This is a genomic window from Legionella spiritensis (genome assembly GCF_900186965.1).
GTDB lineage: Bacteria > Pseudomonadota > Gammaproteobacteria > Legionellales > Legionellaceae > Legionella_C > Legionella_C spiritensis.
The window spans coordinates 62,775-81,581 of record NZ_LT906457.1; the positions used below are offsets into that span (position 1 = coordinate 62,775).

Below are 18,807 nucleotides of genomic sequence, written 5' to 3' on the forward strand. Positions count from 1 at the left end.
GAATGTTTACTCGCTACGTAAAGACACCATGGGTTCCAGCCTTGACGCACGTCTCGCCGGATAAAAGCCAAAGAAGATTCCGGTCGCCACGGATACGACAAAACCGGCCAGGGGAGGCAAAAAATAAAATGTAAACGGCCAGTCACTGAAATAAGCGACGATACGGGTGAAAATCAATCCTGAAAGAACCCCAAGCACACCACCGAGAAGAGAGAGCATCACCGACTCCACCAGAAACAGCGCCTGAATTTCACGATTTCTTGCCCCGACGGCTTTGCGCACACCGATTTCCTTTTTGCGTTCACTGACCGAAACCAGCATGACATTCATCACCCCGATACCGCCTACCAGCAATGAAATGCTGCCAATCACCGCCAGCAGCAAGGTAAATATCCGCCCCTGATTCTCCATGCTGGCAATGATTTGCTTGGCGCTGCGCGGAAATACTTGCAACCTGGGCGCCCGGGTCTGGATAAATTGCTTGATTCCGGCAATGACGTTATCGATATTGCTGTCGGGTTTCAGTAGCAACACGGCGTTATTGATGGTGCTGTCCTTATTGACCAGCGGCATTCCGGCAATCGGGATAATCACCGACTGGTTCACGTCTTCGTTAAAAAACGCGTTTTCCTGCCAGGGTTTCGCAACTCCGATGATGGTATAAAGCGACTGGCCAATACGTAATTGCTGACCAATGGGATCCTCCATGGTGACCTGGCGTAACTGTTGCGCCAGTTTATCTCCAATGACACAGAAATGCTCAAAAGATTCCACGAAAGACACGAAATGGCCGCGTGCCAGTTGAATATTGATGATTTTTGCCAGGGATTCATCCGCGCCAATAATAGCGCCTTGCAGCTTATGGCCTTGAAAGCTCATGGATTGATAAGCGGTTGCGTAAGGAGCAATCCGCAAGACGGCGGGAATTTGTTCAGGAATTTGCCGCCATGTTTCCAGTGATATCACATTGTCGCCGCTATGAGATTTGCCATGTTCTTTCTGGAAAACGGAGACGGCCAGCAAATCGGTACCGAGCGCCTTAAACTGAGCCAGCGCTTTTTCAGTGGCTAACTGGCCGCAGCTGATTAAGGCGACTACCGCTGCTGTGCCCACTAGTATACCCAGTATCGCCAGAAAGGAGCGTAATTTGGCGGCTCCCAAATTAATCAGGGCCTGCTGGGTGTGGCCAAATAACGTCATTGGTGGCTCTCGGCAACAACCTGGCCGTCGGCGAGGGTAATGCGCCTCGCGCAACGGGCGGCTACCTGTTCGTCGTGCGTCACCATGATGATGGTTCGTCCTTCGCGATGCAAGGCAAGAAACAGATTCATGACGTCGCTTCCTGTTTTCGAGTCCAGAGCGCCTGTCGGTTCATCCGCCAGAATTATTTGGGGTTCCCCCACCAAAGCACGGGCGATAGCCACACGTTGCTGTTGCCCGCCGGATAATTGATTGGGACGATGCGTTGCAAAATCCTGCATGCCGACCCGTTGCAGAGCAGTCATGACCCGTTTTTCAATATCATCGGACGCCACATTGCGGTAGATCAGGGGTAGGGCCACATTTTGGCGGGCGGTAAATCGTGGTAGTAAATTAAATTGCTGAAAGACAAATCCGATGTGACGGTTGCGTAACAGCGCCGCTTCATCCTCGTCAAGTCCGGCAATATTGCGCTGGTTTAACACATATTGGCCCTCATCGGCTTTATCAAGCAGGCCAATGATGTTCATTAACGTGGATTTTCCGGAACCGGATGCGCCTACGATCGCCAGCAGTTCCCCTTCGGATACCGTCAGGGATACCTGTTTCAAAACCTGGCTTGCGACATCTCCGATGCGATAGGTTTTTACCAGATTTTTTAAAACGATAAGTGTGTTATCAACCATATTCGACCACGTCACCGATGTTTAAACCGTCTTCGATCACCACCTTGTCCGCTTGCGCCGCCCCGGTTTTGACCAGACGTTTTTCCAAAGCACCCCGGGATGTGCGTACCATAACCATACTGGCGCCTTTTTCCTGTTGTACTGCGGCAATGGGTACCAATAGCTTGTCATCGCTGTCTATCCCGAGTTCGATGGACGCACTCATACCCACTTTAATCCATTTTCGTTGTTCCCCGGTTAATTGTTTTACTTCAACTATGGCGTTAAAGGAAGGCAGTGTGCCGCCGGTGCTCATGGATGCCTGGTTATTGACCGCAATCAGTTTGCCATGCAAAACCTGTTTGCCCATGGCGACGCCGGTAATGGTGGCATCCATACCGGTATGAATTTTATCAATATCGATTTCCGGTACGTCTATTTCAACGCTGATCCCGCTCAAATCACCAACTAGAGCAATGACCTGTCCCGATTTGACGCTGGTGCCTACGGATGGCCTGCCGGTCTTTTCATCTCCTGATTTGGGGGGATACAGCAAGACGCCATCGGCCGGGGCTTTCAGGTAGATTCGGTTATGCTGAGTGGTTAACGCCTCGCGGACTTTATCAAATTCGGCGAGACTTAAGTCGGATAAATGCTGCGCGGTTTTATCATCCATTTTTTCAATCATTTCCGTCAGCTTGCGCGTTGCCTGCATTAAGGAGATCCGTGCGGTATCGAGACTGGATTTTTCACTCAGGTAATTGTTTTTGGAAAGCAGTCCCGCCTCCCAGAGCTCCTGTGTTCCGGTAAATTTTGCCTTGGCGACGTTGAAGCTGTCTTTGGCTTTTAAATAGTCCGTCAGCGTGTCGTTGTATTGTTTTTGTAACTCGCTGGAATTCAGAATCATCACCACATCACCTGCCCGCACCATTTGGCCATAGTGATAATTCATGGTTTCCACGACGGCGTCTGTAGGACTGGTCAGGGTGTTTTCCCGCAGGGGCTGTACATTGCCGGTAAAATACAAGGATTTATGGATGGATTCCTTTTTGACCACGTAGGTCATGGTCGAATCTTTTTTCTCCTCATGACCTTTTCCGCAGGCTGCCAGTACCGCTGCAAGACTTATAAAAAAGAAAACGAGCAATTTGTTTTTCATTCGCCGTACCTGAGTTTGATGTGCCAGTGATCCAGGGTTGTTCCCAACACACGCTGGAGATCGGACAGTTGGTTAAGATACGCTATTTTGGCACTGATTAAACCCGCCTGTGCCTGTAGCAATTGATTCTGAGTGTTATTTACGTCGAGAGCGCTGGCGATTCCGGCCTGCTGTTTTTTCTTTTCCAGCTGGTAGGATTGCAGAGCCAGTTTAACCTGCTTTTCAGCCAGTTGATAGCGTTTGGCCAGGCTCTCGATGTTATTGATGGTGTTGGTGATTTTGGTAATCAACGCCCTTCGCATGGCAATCGTATTCAAGCGGTCTTTTTCCAGTTTGACTTTGGCATTGATGAGTTGGCTGCGGCGGTTGAGATCATTGATTGGAATGGTGACTGTAATTCGCGCGGATTCGGTGATGTTGCGCCCGTTATAAATGCCGCTCAAGCCGTTGTTACCGTCTACGTCCGTCACTCGCCCGCTTTGCACATTGGCACCGACCTCGATTTCCCATAATTGCCTGTTTTTGGCTACGGTATAGGCGCGCTCATCGGCTCTAAGCAGCATTTTCTGCGCCAGGTATTGCGTGTTGTGCTTGAGGGCCATGGTAATGGATTGCTGCAAATCAGGAACGGTTACCTTACCGACCTCGACATCGCTGGGTACGGAAAGACGCGTTTCGGGATCAAGTCCTATCGTTTGCAACAAATCCTGGGCGGATGTTTTAAACTCGTTTTCCGCCTGTTCCACCATCAGGCTCAGGGATTCGATCTGGTACGACTGCTGAATATTGCCGGTGGGCTCCAACTGTCCGGCCTTAATTTTTTTTTCATTGATGGCAAAGGTTTTTTTGGCTTCCTTAAGTTGCCGCCGTTGATTTTCCAGATTATTGCCGCTGAGAATCAAGGTCCGGTAAGCGCCGATAACCTGGGTGATCTGATCGCTGACGCCTTGCCGTAAATTGATTTTATTGAGCCATTCCGCGTCCCTGGCATTGAGCAGGGATGCTTCGTTTACGGCTTTGCCAAAGCCGTTTAACAAGGGTTGTTTGATGCCAAGGTTCAGAACCGGGCTGTAATTATTGTAGGTGTTGACGTTATTATCCATATTAAGGGACAGTGTCGTTCCCAATTTGGTTTTCATATGCACTTCCGGGGTGGCCAGGTAGCTTTTACTGGTATTATTGCCTATGCCGCTGAAATGGCTTCGATCAACGGCGGCGGAGCCGGCCAACGCGTATTGCAGTTCAAATTCGTTTTCGGCCAGACGCAGTTGATAGCGTTGGACGATGCGATCCAGTTCAGCATTTTGAATGTTGGGGTTATAGCGTAATGCCAGCAAAATGGCTTCCCGTAAACCCAGGCGTTGCACTTTTTTATGAAGGGCTTTGGGGGATGTGGGTAGTTCGACCCAGTGCTCGAGCATGTATTCGGGGTTCTCGATGGCTTCCTTAAGGCGTTGCTCCGCCTCACCAAGACGGGTTGTTTCCAGTGGTGTAATCCAGCGTTTCAATGAGAGACTTTCCGGCGTTTGCCCGGACGAACCGGGAGCCGCCGCCTGACCTGCGGCAATATGAAACAATAATAAAATACAGGCCGGCAGCAGTTTCCGCCCGTTCATCAATAGTGCTACCAAACCTGAATCCTGAGATTAATCATGTCTAAAATTAAACCACATTTTTGATTTTTACAGAAGGGGAAACGCTGTTTTCATGTAAAATAGTTGCCTCGATGGGTGAACCAATGACGGATATCGGTTCACGGGCTCTAACTCATCTGACCGGCTGCGTGTGCTATGAACAGTCGTTTCAACGGCGGCAGACGGTCACACCATTGTAAACCGGCACGACGCAGCATAGCTACCGGCGGTAACGGATTGGCGAACAGGGCTTTTAATCCCTGCATCAGCGCGATACTTTGCCACACCGCATGCTTGCGGCGACGTTGGTAGGCCAGCAGTGTTCTGGCCGCCGTGAGGCCGTAACCTTGATCGAGGCAGGTAAGCCAGCTTGCCACATCGGCTAGTCCGATATTTAATCCCAGGCCGGCCAGAGGGTGAATCGTGTGGGCCGCATCACCCAGTAACAACCAGTTTTTGCCAACGTATTGTCTGGTATGGCGCATGCTTAAGGGAAATGTGTGACGTTCGCTGACGGATTCTATCTGCCCCAGTTTGCAGGCAAAGGCATCGGCCAGTTGCTGTTGAAACGAGGCTTCGTCCAGCATTTTTAATGCTTTTGCGCGGCTGGGTGTGGTAGACCAGACTATGGAACATTGCCGGTCATTGGCCAGCGGCAGGAAAGCCAGGGGCCCGTCACGGTGAAACACTTGCCAGGCGGTTCGCTGATGGTTTTTTTCAGTCTGTACCGTCGCAATCAAAGCCTGTTGGTGATAAGACCAGGTGGTCATGGGCAGGGACAGCTTTTGTCGGGTAGGTGAATTGGCGCCATCGGCAATCATGAGCAGTCGGGTGTGCCGGCGCCAGTGTTCACCGATAACCTCGATGTGTTCCGGCTCTTCCTTGATGTTGACTACCGTTTGCTCAGGAAACAGGGTCACATTTTCCATAGACGCCATGCACCGCAGCAGTGCCTGTTTGATAACGGATTCCTCAATAATTGTTCCGAGGCGGCTGTCGGCGATCAGGCGGGCATCAAAATCAATGCTGGCACCGGTCGCTGCGTCCCAGACGTGCATGTGGGAATAGGGAGAAAGGCGTGCTTCATTCAGCAACCCCCAGACGCCCAGTTGCCGTAATAAATTCTCCGACGCCTGGTTGATAGCATACACCCGCAGATCCGGCCTGTCGCTATGGACGGTCAGGGTGCCGGCGTCAATCACGGCTACGGTTAAATCGCGTTTTGCCATGGCTAAAGCGGCCGTGAGACCGACGACTCCTCCACCAACTACAAGAACATCATAGGTCGGTTGCATCCGCGCGCTCCTTATCAAGGCCAATTCCACAAACCAGATCAGGTACAATACCTGCGTAACCACGTGCGTAATGGCTTAATAGCGATTTTAAAAAAGGTGACTGATTCATAACCATTAACCCGAAGCTCCGCCCCGTTCCCAAGCCGGGAAGGCGGCTGCCAAACACCCGGATCAAACCGTCCGTAAGCCGCGTCACGGCTGTTTGATCATGATGGCGCATGGTTACGTAGGCCGATAAGGCCGCCGGTTGTATGCCGTTTTGAATGAGACACTGTGCCAGTGCCGCGACATCGCGCAACCCCAGGTTAAAGCCTTGTCCGGCAACAGGATGCAGTGTTTGGGCGGCGTTGCCTACAAACACCAGGGGCCAATCCGCTTTTTGAGGCATGGTTACCTGGCGCAAGGGGAATGTGGTGCGATGGCCGGCTTTGACGAGCCGGCCAAGTTTGTAGCCAAAAGTGCGTTGCAGATGGCGCAGGAACGAGCGCTCATCCAGAGCCTGTAATCGTTGTGCCTCGTCTGGAGGCATGCACCAGATCATGGCGGCACGACGATGGGTCATGGGCAGCATGGCAAGCGGGCCTGTGGCGGTGAATCGTTCATAGGCGCATTGGTTGTGATCACGGCCAAGCCCGATATTGGCAACCAGAGCGTGTTGATTGTAGTTTTTGGTCCGAACGGATAATCCGGTCAGACGCCGGACGGTTGATTGCCCTCCGTCCGCTGCGACCAGAAGACGTGTTTTGATGACGCGTTCTTCCTGTCCGTAAAGTACCGTAGCCAGTCCTTGTTCGGCATCGAGCCTAATCAGTTGAGCCGGTGCCAGAAGCTGATTAGGCTGCAACAATCGATGCAGGGCACGATGGATGACTTGTAATTCCACCACATAACCTAGCGGCTCATGCGGTTTGGCGTTTAATTGTGCGGTGCCGAAGCGGAATTGTTCCGATACATGGATGGTGTCAATTGCCGTCGTATCTTCAGCCAGCAGCGGCCAGAGACCCAGCATGTCAAGAATGGTCGCACTGGCCGGTGACAGGGCCAGGGTGCGGGCGTCGAAATCAGGGCGTAGCGTGTCGCTGTAAGGCTGTGCCTCTATCATGAGAGTGCGATAGCCTGCGCCTCGCAAGGCGAGCAGCAGGGATGCACCAATTAAACCGCCTCCGATGATGAGGACGTCAGTTTCTTGTTCAGTCACGCATTAATGCCTCAATGTCCTCAATTGATACCGGTAAGGCCGCCGTAAGATTTTCATGGCCTTTTTTGGTCACCAGAATGTCGTCTTCAATACGCACACCAATGTTCCACCAGCGCGGATCGACGCCCGGCAGGTTGGCGCTGATGTACAAACCGGGCTCAACGGTCAGTACCATGCCGGGTTCGAGGGGGCGCCATTGGTCATTGATTTTGTAACTGCCGCAGTCATGAACATCCAGACCCAGCCAGTGTCCGGAATTATGCATGTAAAACGGCTTGTAAGCCATCTCGGCGATCAGCGTGTCCACATCGCCTTGCAGCAGGCCAAGCTCACACAACCCCGAGGTTAAAATCCGGACTATGGTCTGTTGAATCCTGTTCCATAAAACACCTGGTTTGATGCAGGCAATTCCGGCTTGCTGCGCCTGTAATACCAGTTCGTACACGGCTCGTTGTTCCTCGCTAAAGCGGCCGTTAACCGGAAAAGTGCGGGTAATATCCGCTGCGTAATTATGATATTCACCCCCGGCGTCAATTAATACCAGATCCCCCTCATGCAATGGCTGATTGTTCTCGGTGTAATGAAGAATGCAGGTGTTCGCACCGCTGCCGACAATGGGATCATAGGCGACGCTGCGGCAACCTTGCCGGGTAAATTCATGGAGTAATTCCGCTTCCAGTTCGTATTCGCAATTCACATGGCGGCATATTTGCATGGCTCTCTTGTGAGCTGTTACGGAAATTTCCGCAGCGCGGCGCATCAGATTGATTTCCGCTTCGCTTTTAAAGAGGCGCATTTCACTGATGAAAGGATCGGGATCACAGATCATGGTGGGCGCTTTTATACCCCGTCTCACCTGATTTTTAAGTGTTTGAATGGTTTGAATAATTCGGGATTCATAGTCCGGGTAACGGCCCATCGGGAAATACACCGCACTTTTACCGGAAAGCAATTCCGGCAGGCGAGAAGGCAGGCTGTCAATCGGATACGCCTCTTGCAAACCTAAAACGTCACGGGCCTGTTCCTGACCCAATCGTTTCCCTGTCCACTGTTCCTGTGCCGGATCATGAGGCCTGTTGAACAGATAAGTGTCACCTTCCTTCCCTCCCATAATGATCAGCAAGGCTTCCGGTTCATTAAACCCTGTTAAATAACTAAAGTCACTTGATTGCCGAAAGCGATAATGCGTATCGCCGCTACGTGATACTTCCCGGGCGGAGGGGATGACCGCCACGGCGTCCGCGGCCATCATCCGCGCAAGTTTTATCCGTCTTGCCTGATATTCCTGCTGGGTAATCATGATAGTGTCCTTTTAATTGCTGCTAATTCCGTGGCGCGCCCGGAATGTTAATGGGTTATGTCCGAATGGCCTGATTCCCGGCCTCCCTCATTGTGCAACAGATCCCCGTGCAGGCGTAAAACCGCCATGCGGGCGTATTCGCTTACTTCCATCAACGCCTTTTCATCTTCTTCGTCGACTTGCAGGGATTCGTAATCCAGTTGCGCAAATTCCAGGATATGTTGCAGGACTTCCTGGGTCTCGTCGTCATCGAATTGATCATAACTGACACCGGCCATGGTTATGCCTTGCGTAAAGCCTTCACACCATTCACTAAACGCCTGGGCCCGGCTAACCAATGGTTCGTGCTCATCCGGCAATAGTAATTGAAATTCAAAATCAAGGGCGTCTATTTGCTGTTGGCTCAGGGCGTAGACATTAAAAAGGGCCAAAGCCGCCGTTCTGGTTGCGTCGTCTTTGTGGTGCATCACCAGCGCGCGTAAATACTCCTCCCCTTCACGGGAAGCGCCGGCACAAAGATATCCGCACATGACGCCGTGTAGCTCGCTGCTTGAAATAGGCAGATTGAGAACGGCGATACGCGCTGAAAAATCCTGGTAGGCAGGCATATGATTCAAGTTTGTTTCAACGGACATAACAGGCTCGCAAAAGCAAATGGCTAATGATAACTGATTTGCCGGAACAAGCCAAAATTGTTACTATTTGCTAAACGCTGTGACTCCTTCAGAGGCTTGTATATGACGGCACCCAAAACTTGTTCGGTGAGATTGTTAGATAAAACCTATGAAATCAAATGTCCTGAGCATGAGATTCATAATTTGCAGCAGGCGGCGCAAAAGCTTCAGGAACAATTGCTCGCGAACAAACGGAAATTCAAGCAGCTGGATGATTTTCAAAATCTGTTGCTTGCTTCGTTGCACGTCAGTCATGAGTTGATCAGTTATCAAAAACTCCAGGAGCAGCAGCGCCATCAGGTGACCCAGTTTATCAGTTCGCTGGAAAATAAAATTAATCAGGTGGTGAGCGGCAATTCCGAAGCTGAGCCGCAGGCGGTTGATTCATCGGCTTGAATTCGGCGCGCTCTTTCTCCAGAAACATCACGTGGGGCGATATAAAAATACCCGACGCAAAGCAAAAAATACGTAAAAGCGCGTTGATCCTGGTGACAGCCTGCCTTGCAATGCTATACTGCAAATAACCCGGCAGCGAGTGATTTATGAACCAACACTCACTGACAGGGGAGCATCCTGAAGCCAGTGTTGAGCAAGCCTGTCTCGTAACAGGAAGCCTGATCCGGCTCATCCGCTTCCCACTTGAACCTCAGGGTTCAAAATCTTGGCCTGTCGGGCTTACCTCTCTATATCGTCATTGTCGATGACGTTTCCAGTTGCCTGATTTTATTTTCTATCTCGCCAAGCCGCCCCTGCTTGCCGGCCAAAATCTGTAAAAAGCTCATCGGATCCGGTTGTTGTGTTAGCAATTGCCAGATTTTCTTTCTGGTCGCGGCGCGTTTCGTTTCGCTTGAAAAGCCGAATAAAGAGTGCCGATTCCCTTCACTTGCCCGAAGTTCGTCGTATTGCTGCAGGCAGAATACCTTAAGGGCACGAAAAAATAACGTTTTGTCCTTCAAGGGAAATAATGTTACTTGTGCGCCCGTTTGTTCGATGAACAGGGCAAGCGTGTCAAAGGTTTTTCGCGTTATGGAAGAATCAGAATCCAATGCCTTTGAGACTTTCGTTGTCTGCCAGGAAAAATGCTGGTTCAACGCTTCCACGGTGACGCTCAATAACGCGTCCTTACTTGGGTCAAGCAGATATTGTCCTTTGACGGAATAATGCCAAATCCGGGCATCAAGGGCACGAAGCAGAGCTATTTTTCCGGACGGAAGGACGGGAGCAAGCGCCCTGATATGCGGATTATTCAGCATTTCCCTGCCTTCAATGAAATCCTTTACGTCTTCAAACCAACTCAGGCGTTGTAAAGTCTCTGTCGATAAAAAATGAAGTATGGCTTTTTCCGAGCGGCGTTCTTCATCCGTAGTTTTTGAGCGGTAATGGCTAAGGCAAGGCAGCAGATCGGATTGTGTTTCTGTGATGAAATGGTGCGAGAGATAAAACAGCACGCTGAGGCCTGTTATCGATGTCTGTAATCTCAGTTTGTCTTTTAAATCACGTATTTTTTCGAGGGGATAATTCTCGTCATCGAGCGCATTTTTATAGCCTGTAGCCCGGCCGGTACTGATGAGCAGACTCATGAAGTCCTGTAGCGAGAAAGGCAGTTTATTTTCCGGGTCAAAACGCGAAGCCAGTTCGGCATAGCAAATCTGGTGATGATAATCGGGTGGAAGGGACAGTGCTTTTGCGAGTGCGAGCCAGGGTTGGGCCAACTCGCTTGTTTCCCATGTCTGCGGCGGTAAGGTTTGGGTTGCGGCCTGCCAGAAGTCTTTTATCAGTTGTTGTAAATTCCGCACCAGGTTTTCCGGCAGTTCGCTGTTATTTTCCTCATTGCGAAGTGCTATTTGTAATTCAGTCAAATCCATCACACCATTGGGACAATCGCTTTGGATTAACGATTCGGTCAATGGTTTCAAGGCTTCTTTTAATTCACCAACGTTCATAACGACTCCTTATCTTGTTTCGGCCTGAGGATGATGGGTGATTCAGATAAAAAATGGTGCTACCCCGCTTTAAGCTGTTCCTTCAAAACTAATAATTCATCCCTGACCACGGCGGCCTGTTCAAATTCCATATTCTGCGCATGCGTGTGCATCTGTTTTTCCAGGGTTTTTATCCGCCTGGCTAACTGATCCGGCGGCAGAAGTTCGTATACCGGTTTACGCTCGGCGGCACGGCTGCCTTTACGAGTACCAACGTAGGCCCCTTCCATAATATCCGCTACCGATTTTTGAATACTCTGGGGAGTAATTCCGTGTTGGGCATTAAAAGCGGTTTGCTTGCTGCGACGGCGGTCGGTCTCCTCAATAGCCCGTTGCATGGAGCCTGTGACACGATCGGCATAGAGAATGGCTCGACCATGCACATTACGGGCCGCCCGGCCAATAGTCTGAATGAGGGAGCGATCGGAGCGGAGGAACCCTTCCCTGTCCGCGTCCAGTATGGCCACCAGAGCCACTTCCGGCATATCCAGCCCTTCCCGAAGCAGGTTAATACCCACCAGCACATCAAATTCACCAAGACGCAAATCCCGTATGATTTCAACGCGCTCGACTGTATCGATATCGGCGTGCAGATAACGTACCTTGACGCCGTGTTCGCTTAAATATTCGGTCAAATCCTCGGCCATGCGTTTGGTGAGAGTCGTGACCAGAATCCGTTCGCCTTCGCGAACGACCTGATGGATTTCCGACAGCAAATCATCCACCTGATTTTTAACCGGCCGGATCAATACCTGCGGATCAACGAGGCCGGTAGGCCGGACAACCTGTTCCGCCACGCTATCGGCGTGTTCCTTCTCAAAGGGGCCGGGTGTCGCGGACACGTAGATAGTCTGAGGGGAGCGCTCATGAAATTCCTCGAAACGCAAGGGGCGGTTATCCAGCGCGGACGGCAGACGAAATCCGTAATTGACCAAGGTCTCCTTGCGGGCCCGATCGCCTCGGTACATGCCGCCAATCTGGGGCACGGTAACGTGGGATTCATCAATGATTAACAGCGCGTCCGGAGGTAAATAATCAAAAAGGGTCGGGGGTGGCTCGCCGGTGTTGCGACCGGATAAATAGCGGGAGTAATTTTCAATGCCGGAGCAATACCCCAGCTCCAGCATCATTTCAATATCAAAGCAGGTTCGTTGCTGCAGGCGTTGCGCTTCCAGCAGTTTGTTTTCGGAGGTGAACTGCTCTACCCGGTCTCTTAATTCCTCTTTGACCTGTTCGATAGTTTGCAAAATGCGCTCTCTGGGCGTGACATAATGGGTTTTTGGAAAAATAGTGATGCGTGGCAATCGTCGCAGTACTTCCCCGGTAAGCGGATCAAAAAATGACAGGTTTTCCACTTCGTCGTCAAACAGTTCAATCCGGACGGCGTCTTTCTCGGAATCCGCCGGAAAGACATCAATGACGTCGCCATGCACGCGAAATTGTCCCCTGTCCAGCGATTGGGGGTTGCGTGTGTACTGCATTTCGGCAAGTCGTCTTAAAATTTTACGTTGATCGCATTGTTCTCCACGCGACAGATGTAATACCATACTCAGGTAGGAATCCGGATCACCCAGCCCGTAAATGGCTGACACCGTGGCGACAATGATGGCGTCCTTGCGTTCAATCAGCGCCTTGGTAGCCGACAAGCGCATTTGTTCGATGTGTTCATTAATGGACGCGTCTTTTTCGATAAAGGTATCGGAAGCCGGTACGTATGCTTCCGGTTGATAATAGTCGTAGTAAGACACAAAATATTCGACGGCGTTATCCGGAAAGTAGGCTTTAAATTCGCCATAAAGCTGTGCTGCCAGGGTTTTATTCGGTGCCATGATAAGCGTAGGTCTTTTCATGGCCTGGATAACGTGGGCCATGGTAAATGTTTTACCCGAACCGGTCACGCCAAGGAGAATCTGGCTGGCCAGGCCGGATTCCAGGCCATTAATCAGGGACGCGATAGCAGTGGGTTGATCCCCGGCAGGCTGATAATTGGCATTAATTGCAAAAACGTTTTTCATAGTCAGGAAGCCGGATATTGCACCACTGGGGTTACGATGCTGTTAAAAAATACCGCAGTTACAGGTATACCTTACTATTAGTATAGTGAGTAGCGGAACCGATAAAACCAATTATTTTGTACAACAATAGCGGATATTGGTCAACCTATAAATGATATGATCAATATCCCTGCATAGGAGTTTTAAGATGAACATCAAACTGGCGACGCGGATTCAACAGGTGAAACCATCCCCGACGCTTGCGGTCGCTGCGAAAGCGGCCAAAATGAAAGCAGAGGGGCTTGATGTGATTGGATTGGGGGCGGGTGAACCCGATTTTGATACACCACAGCATATTAAAGACGCCGCAGTGGCCGCGATTAACGCAGGTTTTACCAAGTATACGGCCGTTGATGGAATTCCGGAGCTTAAGCACGCGATTAAAGACAAGTTCAAGCGCGACAATAACCTCGATTATGAATTAAATCAGATTCTTGTGTCCGTAGGCGGCAAGCAAAGCATTTTTAACCTGTGCCAGGCGTTTATTGAAGAAGGGGACGAAGTACTTATTCCCGCGCCATACTGGGTTTCCTATCCCGATATTGTGCTTCTCGCGGGCGGTACGCCGGTTATTATGCCCACGTTTCCGGCGGACAAATATAAAATCAACGCGGAGCAACTGGCTAATGCCATTACACCGAAAACCAGGCTGATTTTTATCAACAGTCCTTCCAACCCGTCCGGAGTCGCCTATAGTATGGCGGAACTGAAGGCCCTGGGTGAGGTTCTGGAAAAGCACCCTCAAGTACTTGTTGCGACCGATGATATGTACGAACACATCATCTGGAGCCAGCCCTTTGCCAATATACTTAACGCCTGCCCCGCCCTGTACGACCGTACTGTCGTGCTGAACGGTGTGTCCAAGGCCTATTCCATGACCGGTTGGCGCATTGGCTATGCGGCAGGGCCCGCGTTACTGATTAACGCGATGAAAACCATCCAGTCACAATCCACGTCAAACCCCTGTTCCATTGCCCAGAAAGCTTCCGTCGCGGCGCTAAATGGCGGGAATGAGGCGGTTGAAATGATGGTGAAAGCGTTTCATGAGCGCCACAATTATATTGTGGAACGATTGCAGGCTATCCCCGGCATCGAAACCATACCCGCCGACGGCACTTTTTATATTTTTCCGAACGTGCAGGCCGTCATCGAGAGACGAGGATTCGCCAACGACGTGGAGTTTGCCGAGGTCTTGCTGCAGGAAACCGGCGTTGCCCTGGTTCCCGGTTCCGCTTTCGGCAACGAAGGCTGTATCCGACTATCCTTTGCCACCAGCATGGAGCAATTACGCAGCGCCATGGACAGACTGGAAAAATTTTGCAAATAGGAAAAAATTATTGCCAATGCCCTTGACCCTGCCGCGGAATCGATTTAAGATTCCGCCTCATTCCCCGGTAGCTCAGTCGGTAGAGCGGATGACTGTTAATCATTAGGTCGGCGGTTCGAGCCCGTCCCGGGGAGCCATACCCAGTATGGCTTCTAGTAAAAACAACTGCTCTTCAAAAATTCTCGGGGTACACTTTGGGGTACACCTAAGTAAGCAATACATCCTATCATTTCTATTTCGATTTTCTACACCAGACGTTTTATATTCATTGACGTTCATTTGCTATCACCACTCCAATCTTTATTGACTACTAACCCTTAGCACTTAAAAATGATGGTATAAAAATTAATTTGTATCATTTGTCATTTCGTGGGAGTTATCAACATTGATGGAATTAGCTTGCATTGAGCCGCTTCACAAAGTAACAAATCGCACAGGGAAGCACGTCGTTTTTAAAAGCCGTTTAATCAATGCGGATTATTCTGCTCAAAATAAACCCGACACAAACCCGACACAGCAACCCGACACAAAGCCGGTCAGTGAAAAATCATATAAATCAGCAAGATACAGAGGGTTTTCCAAAAATGCCGACACAGGCAAAACCCTAAAACCCGACACACCTCATAACTCATATAATTTGTGTGTGTATGTAGGCAACAAATTCGAAAAATTTTGGGAAGTTATCCACAGGAGATTACTGACGGACGCTTTGCTTGTATTTGAGAAGCGAAATCCCTTGGCACATGATCTGTCGGTGAGAACCAGTTTTTGTTGGTATGACTTGGGCGAGGAAGATAAGCTAGCCTCAGGTAGAAATGTATGGACAGGCTTTAGGGCACTCTCCACAGGATGGATGGGGGAGAAGTATGGAAAATTAAAACACTTTCTCCTACTTCCTCATAATCCGTTGGTCCTAGGTTCGAGTCCTAGTGGGCCCACCAATAAAATCATGTAATTACGGTAGTTTTGGAAAATCGCTAAAAAAGTCATGTAGACGCAATGTAGACAGATTTTATGATAAGGAAATTTATTTGGGTATATCAGAAAAATTTGAAAACTTTTGTACTTCTCTAAGAATGCTTAATTCTACCGTTTCCAACATAAGTGCCAGAGCCCAAAAATGCCCCTTTAATTGGGGTAGAGCCACACATTAACCTAGCTCCATAAGACATTAACGAAACACTAAAAAATAGAAATTACCAATAAATGATCATAAGATACCTAATTATAATAAGGAAATTAAAAACTCTTCATAACAGGGTGCGGAATGGCAGTTATTGATAAATTAAAAAAACTCAGCAGCGATAAATTTCTAATGAACTTCCCAAGCATAGAACGCGCTGAAATAGATGATAAACTCATCACCGCCTCATATAAACATTATTCTATTCTATCCTTTGGTGAGTTTTTAGGCATACTTTTATATTCTTTTCTGCTTTGGACTTTTACCAGCAATCACTTCCCTTTAGCAATATGGCTGGCGGCGGCGCTTATCTTCAATGCTTTATTAAGGGGTCTATTTTTATTTAATTATCATCGGCAAAAAAAACAAGGTGATCTGCGTCATCCGGCCTTTTGGAAGTATTATTTTATAATAAATAGTCTGCAATCAGGAATTTTCTGGGCTTTAGGGGGATTATTATTTATCTATGTTGACGATCCCCTTCATCGTATGGTCATTCTTTTCTATCTTACAGGCTTGATTGGAGGCGCAGCCCCCGTAGTGCTAACCTTCCATTTAGCTTACCTCGGTTTTATAATGCCCATTTGGGTAGTGATGATTTTTTTATCATTGTCCATTACACCTTCGCTATCGTTTATCCTGTTTTGTGGAATCATGCTTTATGTTGCCATAGTGCTCTTCGCCACCGCAAAGATTCATCAGCTTTTAGTGAAATCCATTTATCTGGAATTATATAGCTCAAATGTTTTGTCTGATTTAAAACGCAGTGAAGAAAACTTCCGCAACACAATTGAAAACGCACCGATTGGCATGGCTACTGTTTCACCGGAAGGAAAATGTATCCATGCCAATCGTACGCTGCAAGAGCTATTGGGTTATACTCTTGAAGAGTTGCGTTACAAAGATATGTTGGAAATTACTCATCCTGATGATATTCCCATGACTAAAGATGCCTTGGATAAGTTAATCCATGGGAAATTGCGTGTTTCTCATCTGGAAAAACGCTATTTTCGCAAAGACGGCAGCCTTATATGGGCAATGGTCAGTATCTCACTGATTCGAGACGAAGAGGGTAAGCCCCTTCATTTTATAACGCAAATGAAAGATGTGAGCGATCGTATTCAAAACGAAGAAAAAATGCGCCTGCTTAATGAAAAAACGATGGCTACTTTAAATGAATTGCAGTTGTTAGAACATGATGAAAGTTTATTAAATAAATTAAATCGCTCATTGCAGGTTTGTGTTCTAGTAGAAGAAGCTTACCCGCGAATAAATTTAATCGCGCAAGATTTATTTCCCGAATTAAGCGGGGGGTTGTCTGTCTTTAATAAACCCGCTAACCAATTAGAAACCGTAATCCAGTGGGGTAAAGATCAGTTATTGCCAAAAGTATTTTTCCCCATGGATTGTTTCGCCATCCGAGAATCTGCCACTCATATCGTTGATGACCCAGAAAAAGCGGTGCCTTGCGATCATTATATTACCTTGCCACAAGGAGGATATGCTGCGTTAACGCTGGTAGTACAAAATGAGTTAATTGGTGTTTTCCATCTGATAGCGCCAAAGGGTAAAAAACTAACACAACATCAACAAGATATGGCAGCTTCATTCAGCAATGTTGTTAAACTTGCTTTAGCCAATATTAATTTGCGCGCATCATTAAATGAACTGTCTTTACGTGACCCATTAACCAGCTTATATAATCGACGTTATTTGAATGACATCTTATCGCGAGAATTAATTCGCATCGCGCGAGAAAAAAATAAATTATGCGTTGCAATGTTGGATATCGATAATTTCAAGAAATTTAACGACACCTACAGTCACCTGGCAGGTGATGAAGCACTAAAATTGATAGGGCAATTATTAACGGAAGGTTTCCGTGGTAGTGATATTGCTTTCCGTTTCGGTGGTGAAGAATTTGTTGTGGTATTGTTGAACACAACATTAAACAATGCGGTGACTAGACTGGATCAATTTCGTGAAAAGTTAAAAAACACTCCCATTAATTATAAGAATACCCAATTACCCAAAATTACTATTTCAATAGGCGTATCAGAAGCTCCTCAACATGGCGTAACGATTAACGATATATTAAAAGCCGCAGATAATGCGCTCTATGCCGCTAAAAAAGCGGGTAAAGATAGAGTCATAGACTATTCCAAGTCTTCGTAAAATGAATTGGCAAAAGACACTAAAATTTAATAAATAAAAAAATGCGATAATAATATTGAGGACGCTGGAGCGCCTTTAAATGTACAATTAATAGGCTAACAAACAAAGCCCTTCATAATTATAAATATAGTTTTCCTGCGTCACTGCATTCCGTGCAGTGACGCAGAACAATACCAATGATTTTAATCATTAAAATCAACATATTAAACGCATTTGTCCTAGCGCGCCTCATGCGATAGGACAAAATATTGCCCTGAAATCCTTGCACCGCAAGCACTGCTTTGATAGTTTTTAATGAAGCATAACTGATGAGCTGGTGGAACTCCGGCGAAACGCCATCGGGCGTCTTATGCAAAGCCACTTTATTCCCTAACCTTGTGGCTGGACGTATAGTCGGGAAACCCTTCATGGATCTTTTACCGTCTGGTAGAACAAGTGCTCTTAAGCATTTGCAGTCAACGACTTTCATTTGACCACGGACTTGTGACAAGGCTGTTGCTTTGTTGTATTCATTAATCAAGAAACCCAAGGAGGATAAATCAGAAAAACCGTTGTAACTAAATGAATCGTTAGCCATTGAACGATTGATTTGCCCCCTGTATCGAGCTTTATGGCATCTGCCAGGTATCGCCTTTGAGTGAGCCGCTCGACCAACACTAAACCAAAGACAGGGCAAATACTGGCTAGTGAATTTATGAATTTTTAATGACTATAATATTTTCCCGTTATTTATCCGTTGCTTTATCATTATGACGCCGTTCGCTTAAATGCCATGGAGATATCAAAACCACAGGCATGTGCGTATTTTTCCAATGTTTTCCAGCTTGGGTTACTGCTGCCTTTCTCCAGTCGAGAAATATTGCCTTTTTGCGTTCCCATTCGCTGAGCCAACTCTTCTTGCGTTAATCCGGCTTTTTGCCGCATCGTAAGTAATGAGTCAATCAATGCAAACTCTGACTCT

The 18,807-nt window shown here is 48.2% G+C and carries 16 protein-coding genes, 1 tRNA gene and 1 other RNA gene; 6 read left to right on the forward strand and 12 right to left on the reverse strand.

The features are described 5' to 3' along the window. Nucleotides 1-6 precede the first annotated feature (6 nt). The 8 genes from CKW05_RS00320 to CKW05_RS00355 form a co-directional block, all read right to left on the reverse strand. Complete coding sequence (locus CKW05_RS00320; RefSeq protein WP_058484737.1) at nt 7-1,200, reverse strand: ABC transporter permease; 1,194 nt, start codon at nt 1,198-1,200, stop codon at nt 7-9. Continuing rightward, nucleotides 1,197-1,886: an ABC transporter ATP-binding protein gene (locus CKW05_RS00325; protein WP_058484736.1), complete on the reverse strand. Its 690-nt coding sequence runs from the start codon at nt 1,884-1,886 to the stop codon at nt 1,197-1,199. Before CKW05_RS00325 ends, CKW05_RS00320 begins: the two co-directional genes overlap by 4 nt. Continuing rightward, nucleotides 1,879-3,024, reverse strand: coding sequence for an efflux RND transporter periplasmic adaptor subunit (locus CKW05_RS00330; protein WP_058484735.1), 1,146 nt, complete (start codon nt 3,022-3,024; stop codon nt 1,879-1,881). The genes CKW05_RS00325 and CKW05_RS00330 overlap by 8 nt, the downstream gene beginning before the upstream one ends. Beyond that, nucleotides 3,021-4,655 (reverse strand): TolC family protein, encoded by a 1,635-nt coding sequence (locus tag CKW05_RS00335; RefSeq protein ID WP_408606977.1) that lies wholly within the window; start codon nt 4,653-4,655, stop codon nt 3,021-3,023. Before CKW05_RS00335 ends, CKW05_RS00330 begins: the two co-directional genes overlap by 4 nt. 131 nt (nt 4,656-4,786) lie before the next feature. After that, nucleotides 4,787-5,953 (reverse strand): FAD-dependent oxidoreductase, encoded by a 1,167-nt coding sequence (locus tag CKW05_RS00340; RefSeq protein WP_058484734.1) that lies wholly within the window; start codon nt 5,951-5,953, stop codon nt 4,787-4,789. Further along, the gene (locus CKW05_RS00345; RefSeq protein ID WP_058484733.1) at nt 5,937-7,151 is read right to left on the reverse strand and encodes an FAD-dependent monooxygenase; all 1,215 of its coding nucleotides are present in this window, start codon (nt 7,149-7,151) and stop codon (nt 5,937-5,939) included. Before CKW05_RS00345 ends, CKW05_RS00340 begins: the two co-directional genes overlap by 17 nt. After that, nucleotides 7,144-8,451, reverse strand: coding sequence for a Xaa-Pro aminopeptidase (pepP, locus tag CKW05_RS00350; RefSeq protein WP_058484732.1), 1,308 nt, complete (start codon nt 8,449-8,451; stop codon nt 7,144-7,146). The genes CKW05_RS00345 and pepP overlap by 8 nt, the downstream gene beginning before the upstream one ends. Nucleotides 8,452-8,498: 47 nt before the next feature. Beyond that, the gene (locus CKW05_RS00355; RefSeq protein WP_058484731.1) at nt 8,499-9,086 is read right to left on the reverse strand and encodes a UPF0149 family protein; all 588 of its coding nucleotides are present in this window, start codon (nt 9,084-9,086) and stop codon (nt 8,499-8,501) included. Between the two features lie 102 nt (nt 9,087-9,188). On the opposite strand from CKW05_RS00355, the gene CKW05_RS00360 reads away from it, so the two are divergent. Continuing rightward, entirely contained in the window at nt 9,189-9,521 is a 333-nt protein-coding gene (locus CKW05_RS00360; protein ID WP_058484730.1) for a cell division protein ZapA, read from the forward strand. A 123-nt stretch (nt 9,522-9,644) separates the two neighbouring features. Continuing rightward, nucleotides 9,645-9,805: non-coding RNA, 6S RNA (ssrS, locus tag CKW05_RS00365), on the forward strand. A 3-nt stretch (nt 9,806-9,808) separates the two neighbouring features. Here ssrS and CKW05_RS00370 read toward each other — a convergent pair. Both CKW05_RS00370 and uvrB read right to left on the reverse strand, forming a co-directional pair. Then, complete coding sequence (locus CKW05_RS00370; protein WP_058484729.1) at nt 9,809-11,068, reverse strand: hypothetical protein; 1,260 nt, start codon at nt 11,066-11,068, stop codon at nt 9,809-9,811. Between the two features lie 59 nt (nt 11,069-11,127). Beyond that, nucleotides 11,128-13,122, reverse strand: a complete 1,995-nt coding sequence (gene uvrB / locus CKW05_RS00375; protein WP_058484728.1) for an excinuclease ABC subunit UvrB — start codon at nt 13,120-13,122, stop codon at nt 11,128-11,130. Nucleotides 13,123-13,309: 187 nt separating this feature from the next. On the opposite strand from uvrB, the gene CKW05_RS00380 reads away from it, so the two are divergent. From CKW05_RS00380 to CKW05_RS00395, 4 genes are all read left to right on the forward strand, one after another. Continuing rightward, nucleotides 13,310-14,488, forward strand: coding sequence for a pyridoxal phosphate-dependent aminotransferase (locus tag CKW05_RS00380; protein ID WP_058484727.1), 1,179 nt, complete (start codon nt 13,310-13,312; stop codon nt 14,486-14,488). Nucleotides 14,489-14,549: 61 nt separating this feature from the next. Then, nucleotides 14,550-14,625: transfer RNA gene (locus CKW05_RS00385), tRNA-Asn, on the forward strand. 248 nt (nt 14,626-14,873) lie between these two features. Further along, on the forward strand, nt 14,874-15,443 hold the full coding sequence (locus CKW05_RS00390; protein WP_133141164.1) for a hypothetical protein: 570 nt from the start codon (nt 14,874-14,876) through the stop codon (nt 15,441-15,443). Between the two features lie 312 nt (nt 15,444-15,755). Then, a complete protein-coding gene (locus CKW05_RS00395) occupies nt 15,756-17,846 on the forward strand; it encodes a diguanylate cyclase (protein ID WP_231950641.1) in 2,091 nt (696 codons plus the stop codon). A 118-nt stretch (nt 17,847-17,964) separates the two neighbouring features. Here the strand turns inward: CKW05_RS00395 and CKW05_RS15505 are convergent, their stop codons facing one another. Continuing rightward, a complete protein-coding gene (locus tag CKW05_RS15505; RefSeq protein WP_231950643.1) occupies nt 17,965-18,423 on the reverse strand; it encodes a hypothetical protein in 459 nt (152 codons plus the stop codon). 170 nt (nt 18,424-18,593) lie between these two features. Beyond that, on the reverse strand, nt 18,594-18,791 hold the full coding sequence (locus tag CKW05_RS00410; RefSeq protein WP_231950645.1) for a helix-turn-helix domain-containing protein: 198 nt from the start codon (nt 18,789-18,791) through the stop codon (nt 18,594-18,596). Between the last annotated feature and the right edge of the window lie 16 nt (nt 18,792-18,807).

Coding starts and splice junctions, on each gene's coding strand:
- CKW05_RS00395 (WP_231950641.1), top strand. CDS start 15,756: ATGGCAGTTATTGATAAATTAAAAAAACTCAGCAGCGATAAATTTCTA.
- uvrB (WP_058484728.1), bottom strand. CDS start 13,122: ATGAAAAACGTTTTTGCAATTAATGCCAATTATCAGCCTGCCGGGGAT.
- CKW05_RS00370 (WP_058484729.1), bottom strand. CDS start 11,068: ATGAACGTTGGTGAATTAAAAGAAGCCTTGAAACCATTGACCGAATCG.
- CKW05_RS00355 (WP_058484731.1), bottom strand. CDS start 9,086: ATGTCCGTTGAAACAAACTTGAATCATATGCCTGCCTACCAGGATTTT.
- pepP (WP_058484732.1), bottom strand. CDS start 8,451: ATGATTACCCAGCAGGAATATCAGGCAAGACGGATAAAACTTGCGCGG.
- CKW05_RS00325 (WP_058484736.1), bottom strand. CDS start 1,886: ATGGTTGATAACACACTTATCGTTTTAAAAAATCTGGTAAAAACCTAT.
- CKW05_RS00360 (WP_058484730.1), top strand. CDS start 9,189: ATGACGGCACCCAAAACTTGTTCGGTGAGATTGTTAGATAAAACCTAT.
- CKW05_RS00380 (WP_058484727.1), top strand. CDS start 13,310: ATGAACATCAAACTGGCGACGCGGATTCAACAGGTGAAACCATCCCCG.
- CKW05_RS15505 (WP_231950643.1), bottom strand. CDS start 18,423: ATGGCTAACGATTCATTTAGTTACAACGGTTTTTCTGATTTATCCTCC.
- CKW05_RS00340 (WP_058484734.1), bottom strand. CDS start 5,953: ATGCAACCGACCTATGATGTTCTTGTAGTTGGTGGAGGAGTCGTCGGT.
- CKW05_RS00320 (WP_058484737.1), bottom strand. CDS start 1,200: ATGACGTTATTTGGCCACACCCAGCAGGCCCTGATTAATTTGGGAGCC.
- CKW05_RS00330 (WP_058484735.1), bottom strand. CDS start 3,024: ATGAAAAACAAATTGCTCGTTTTCTTTTTTATAAGTCTTGCAGCGGTA.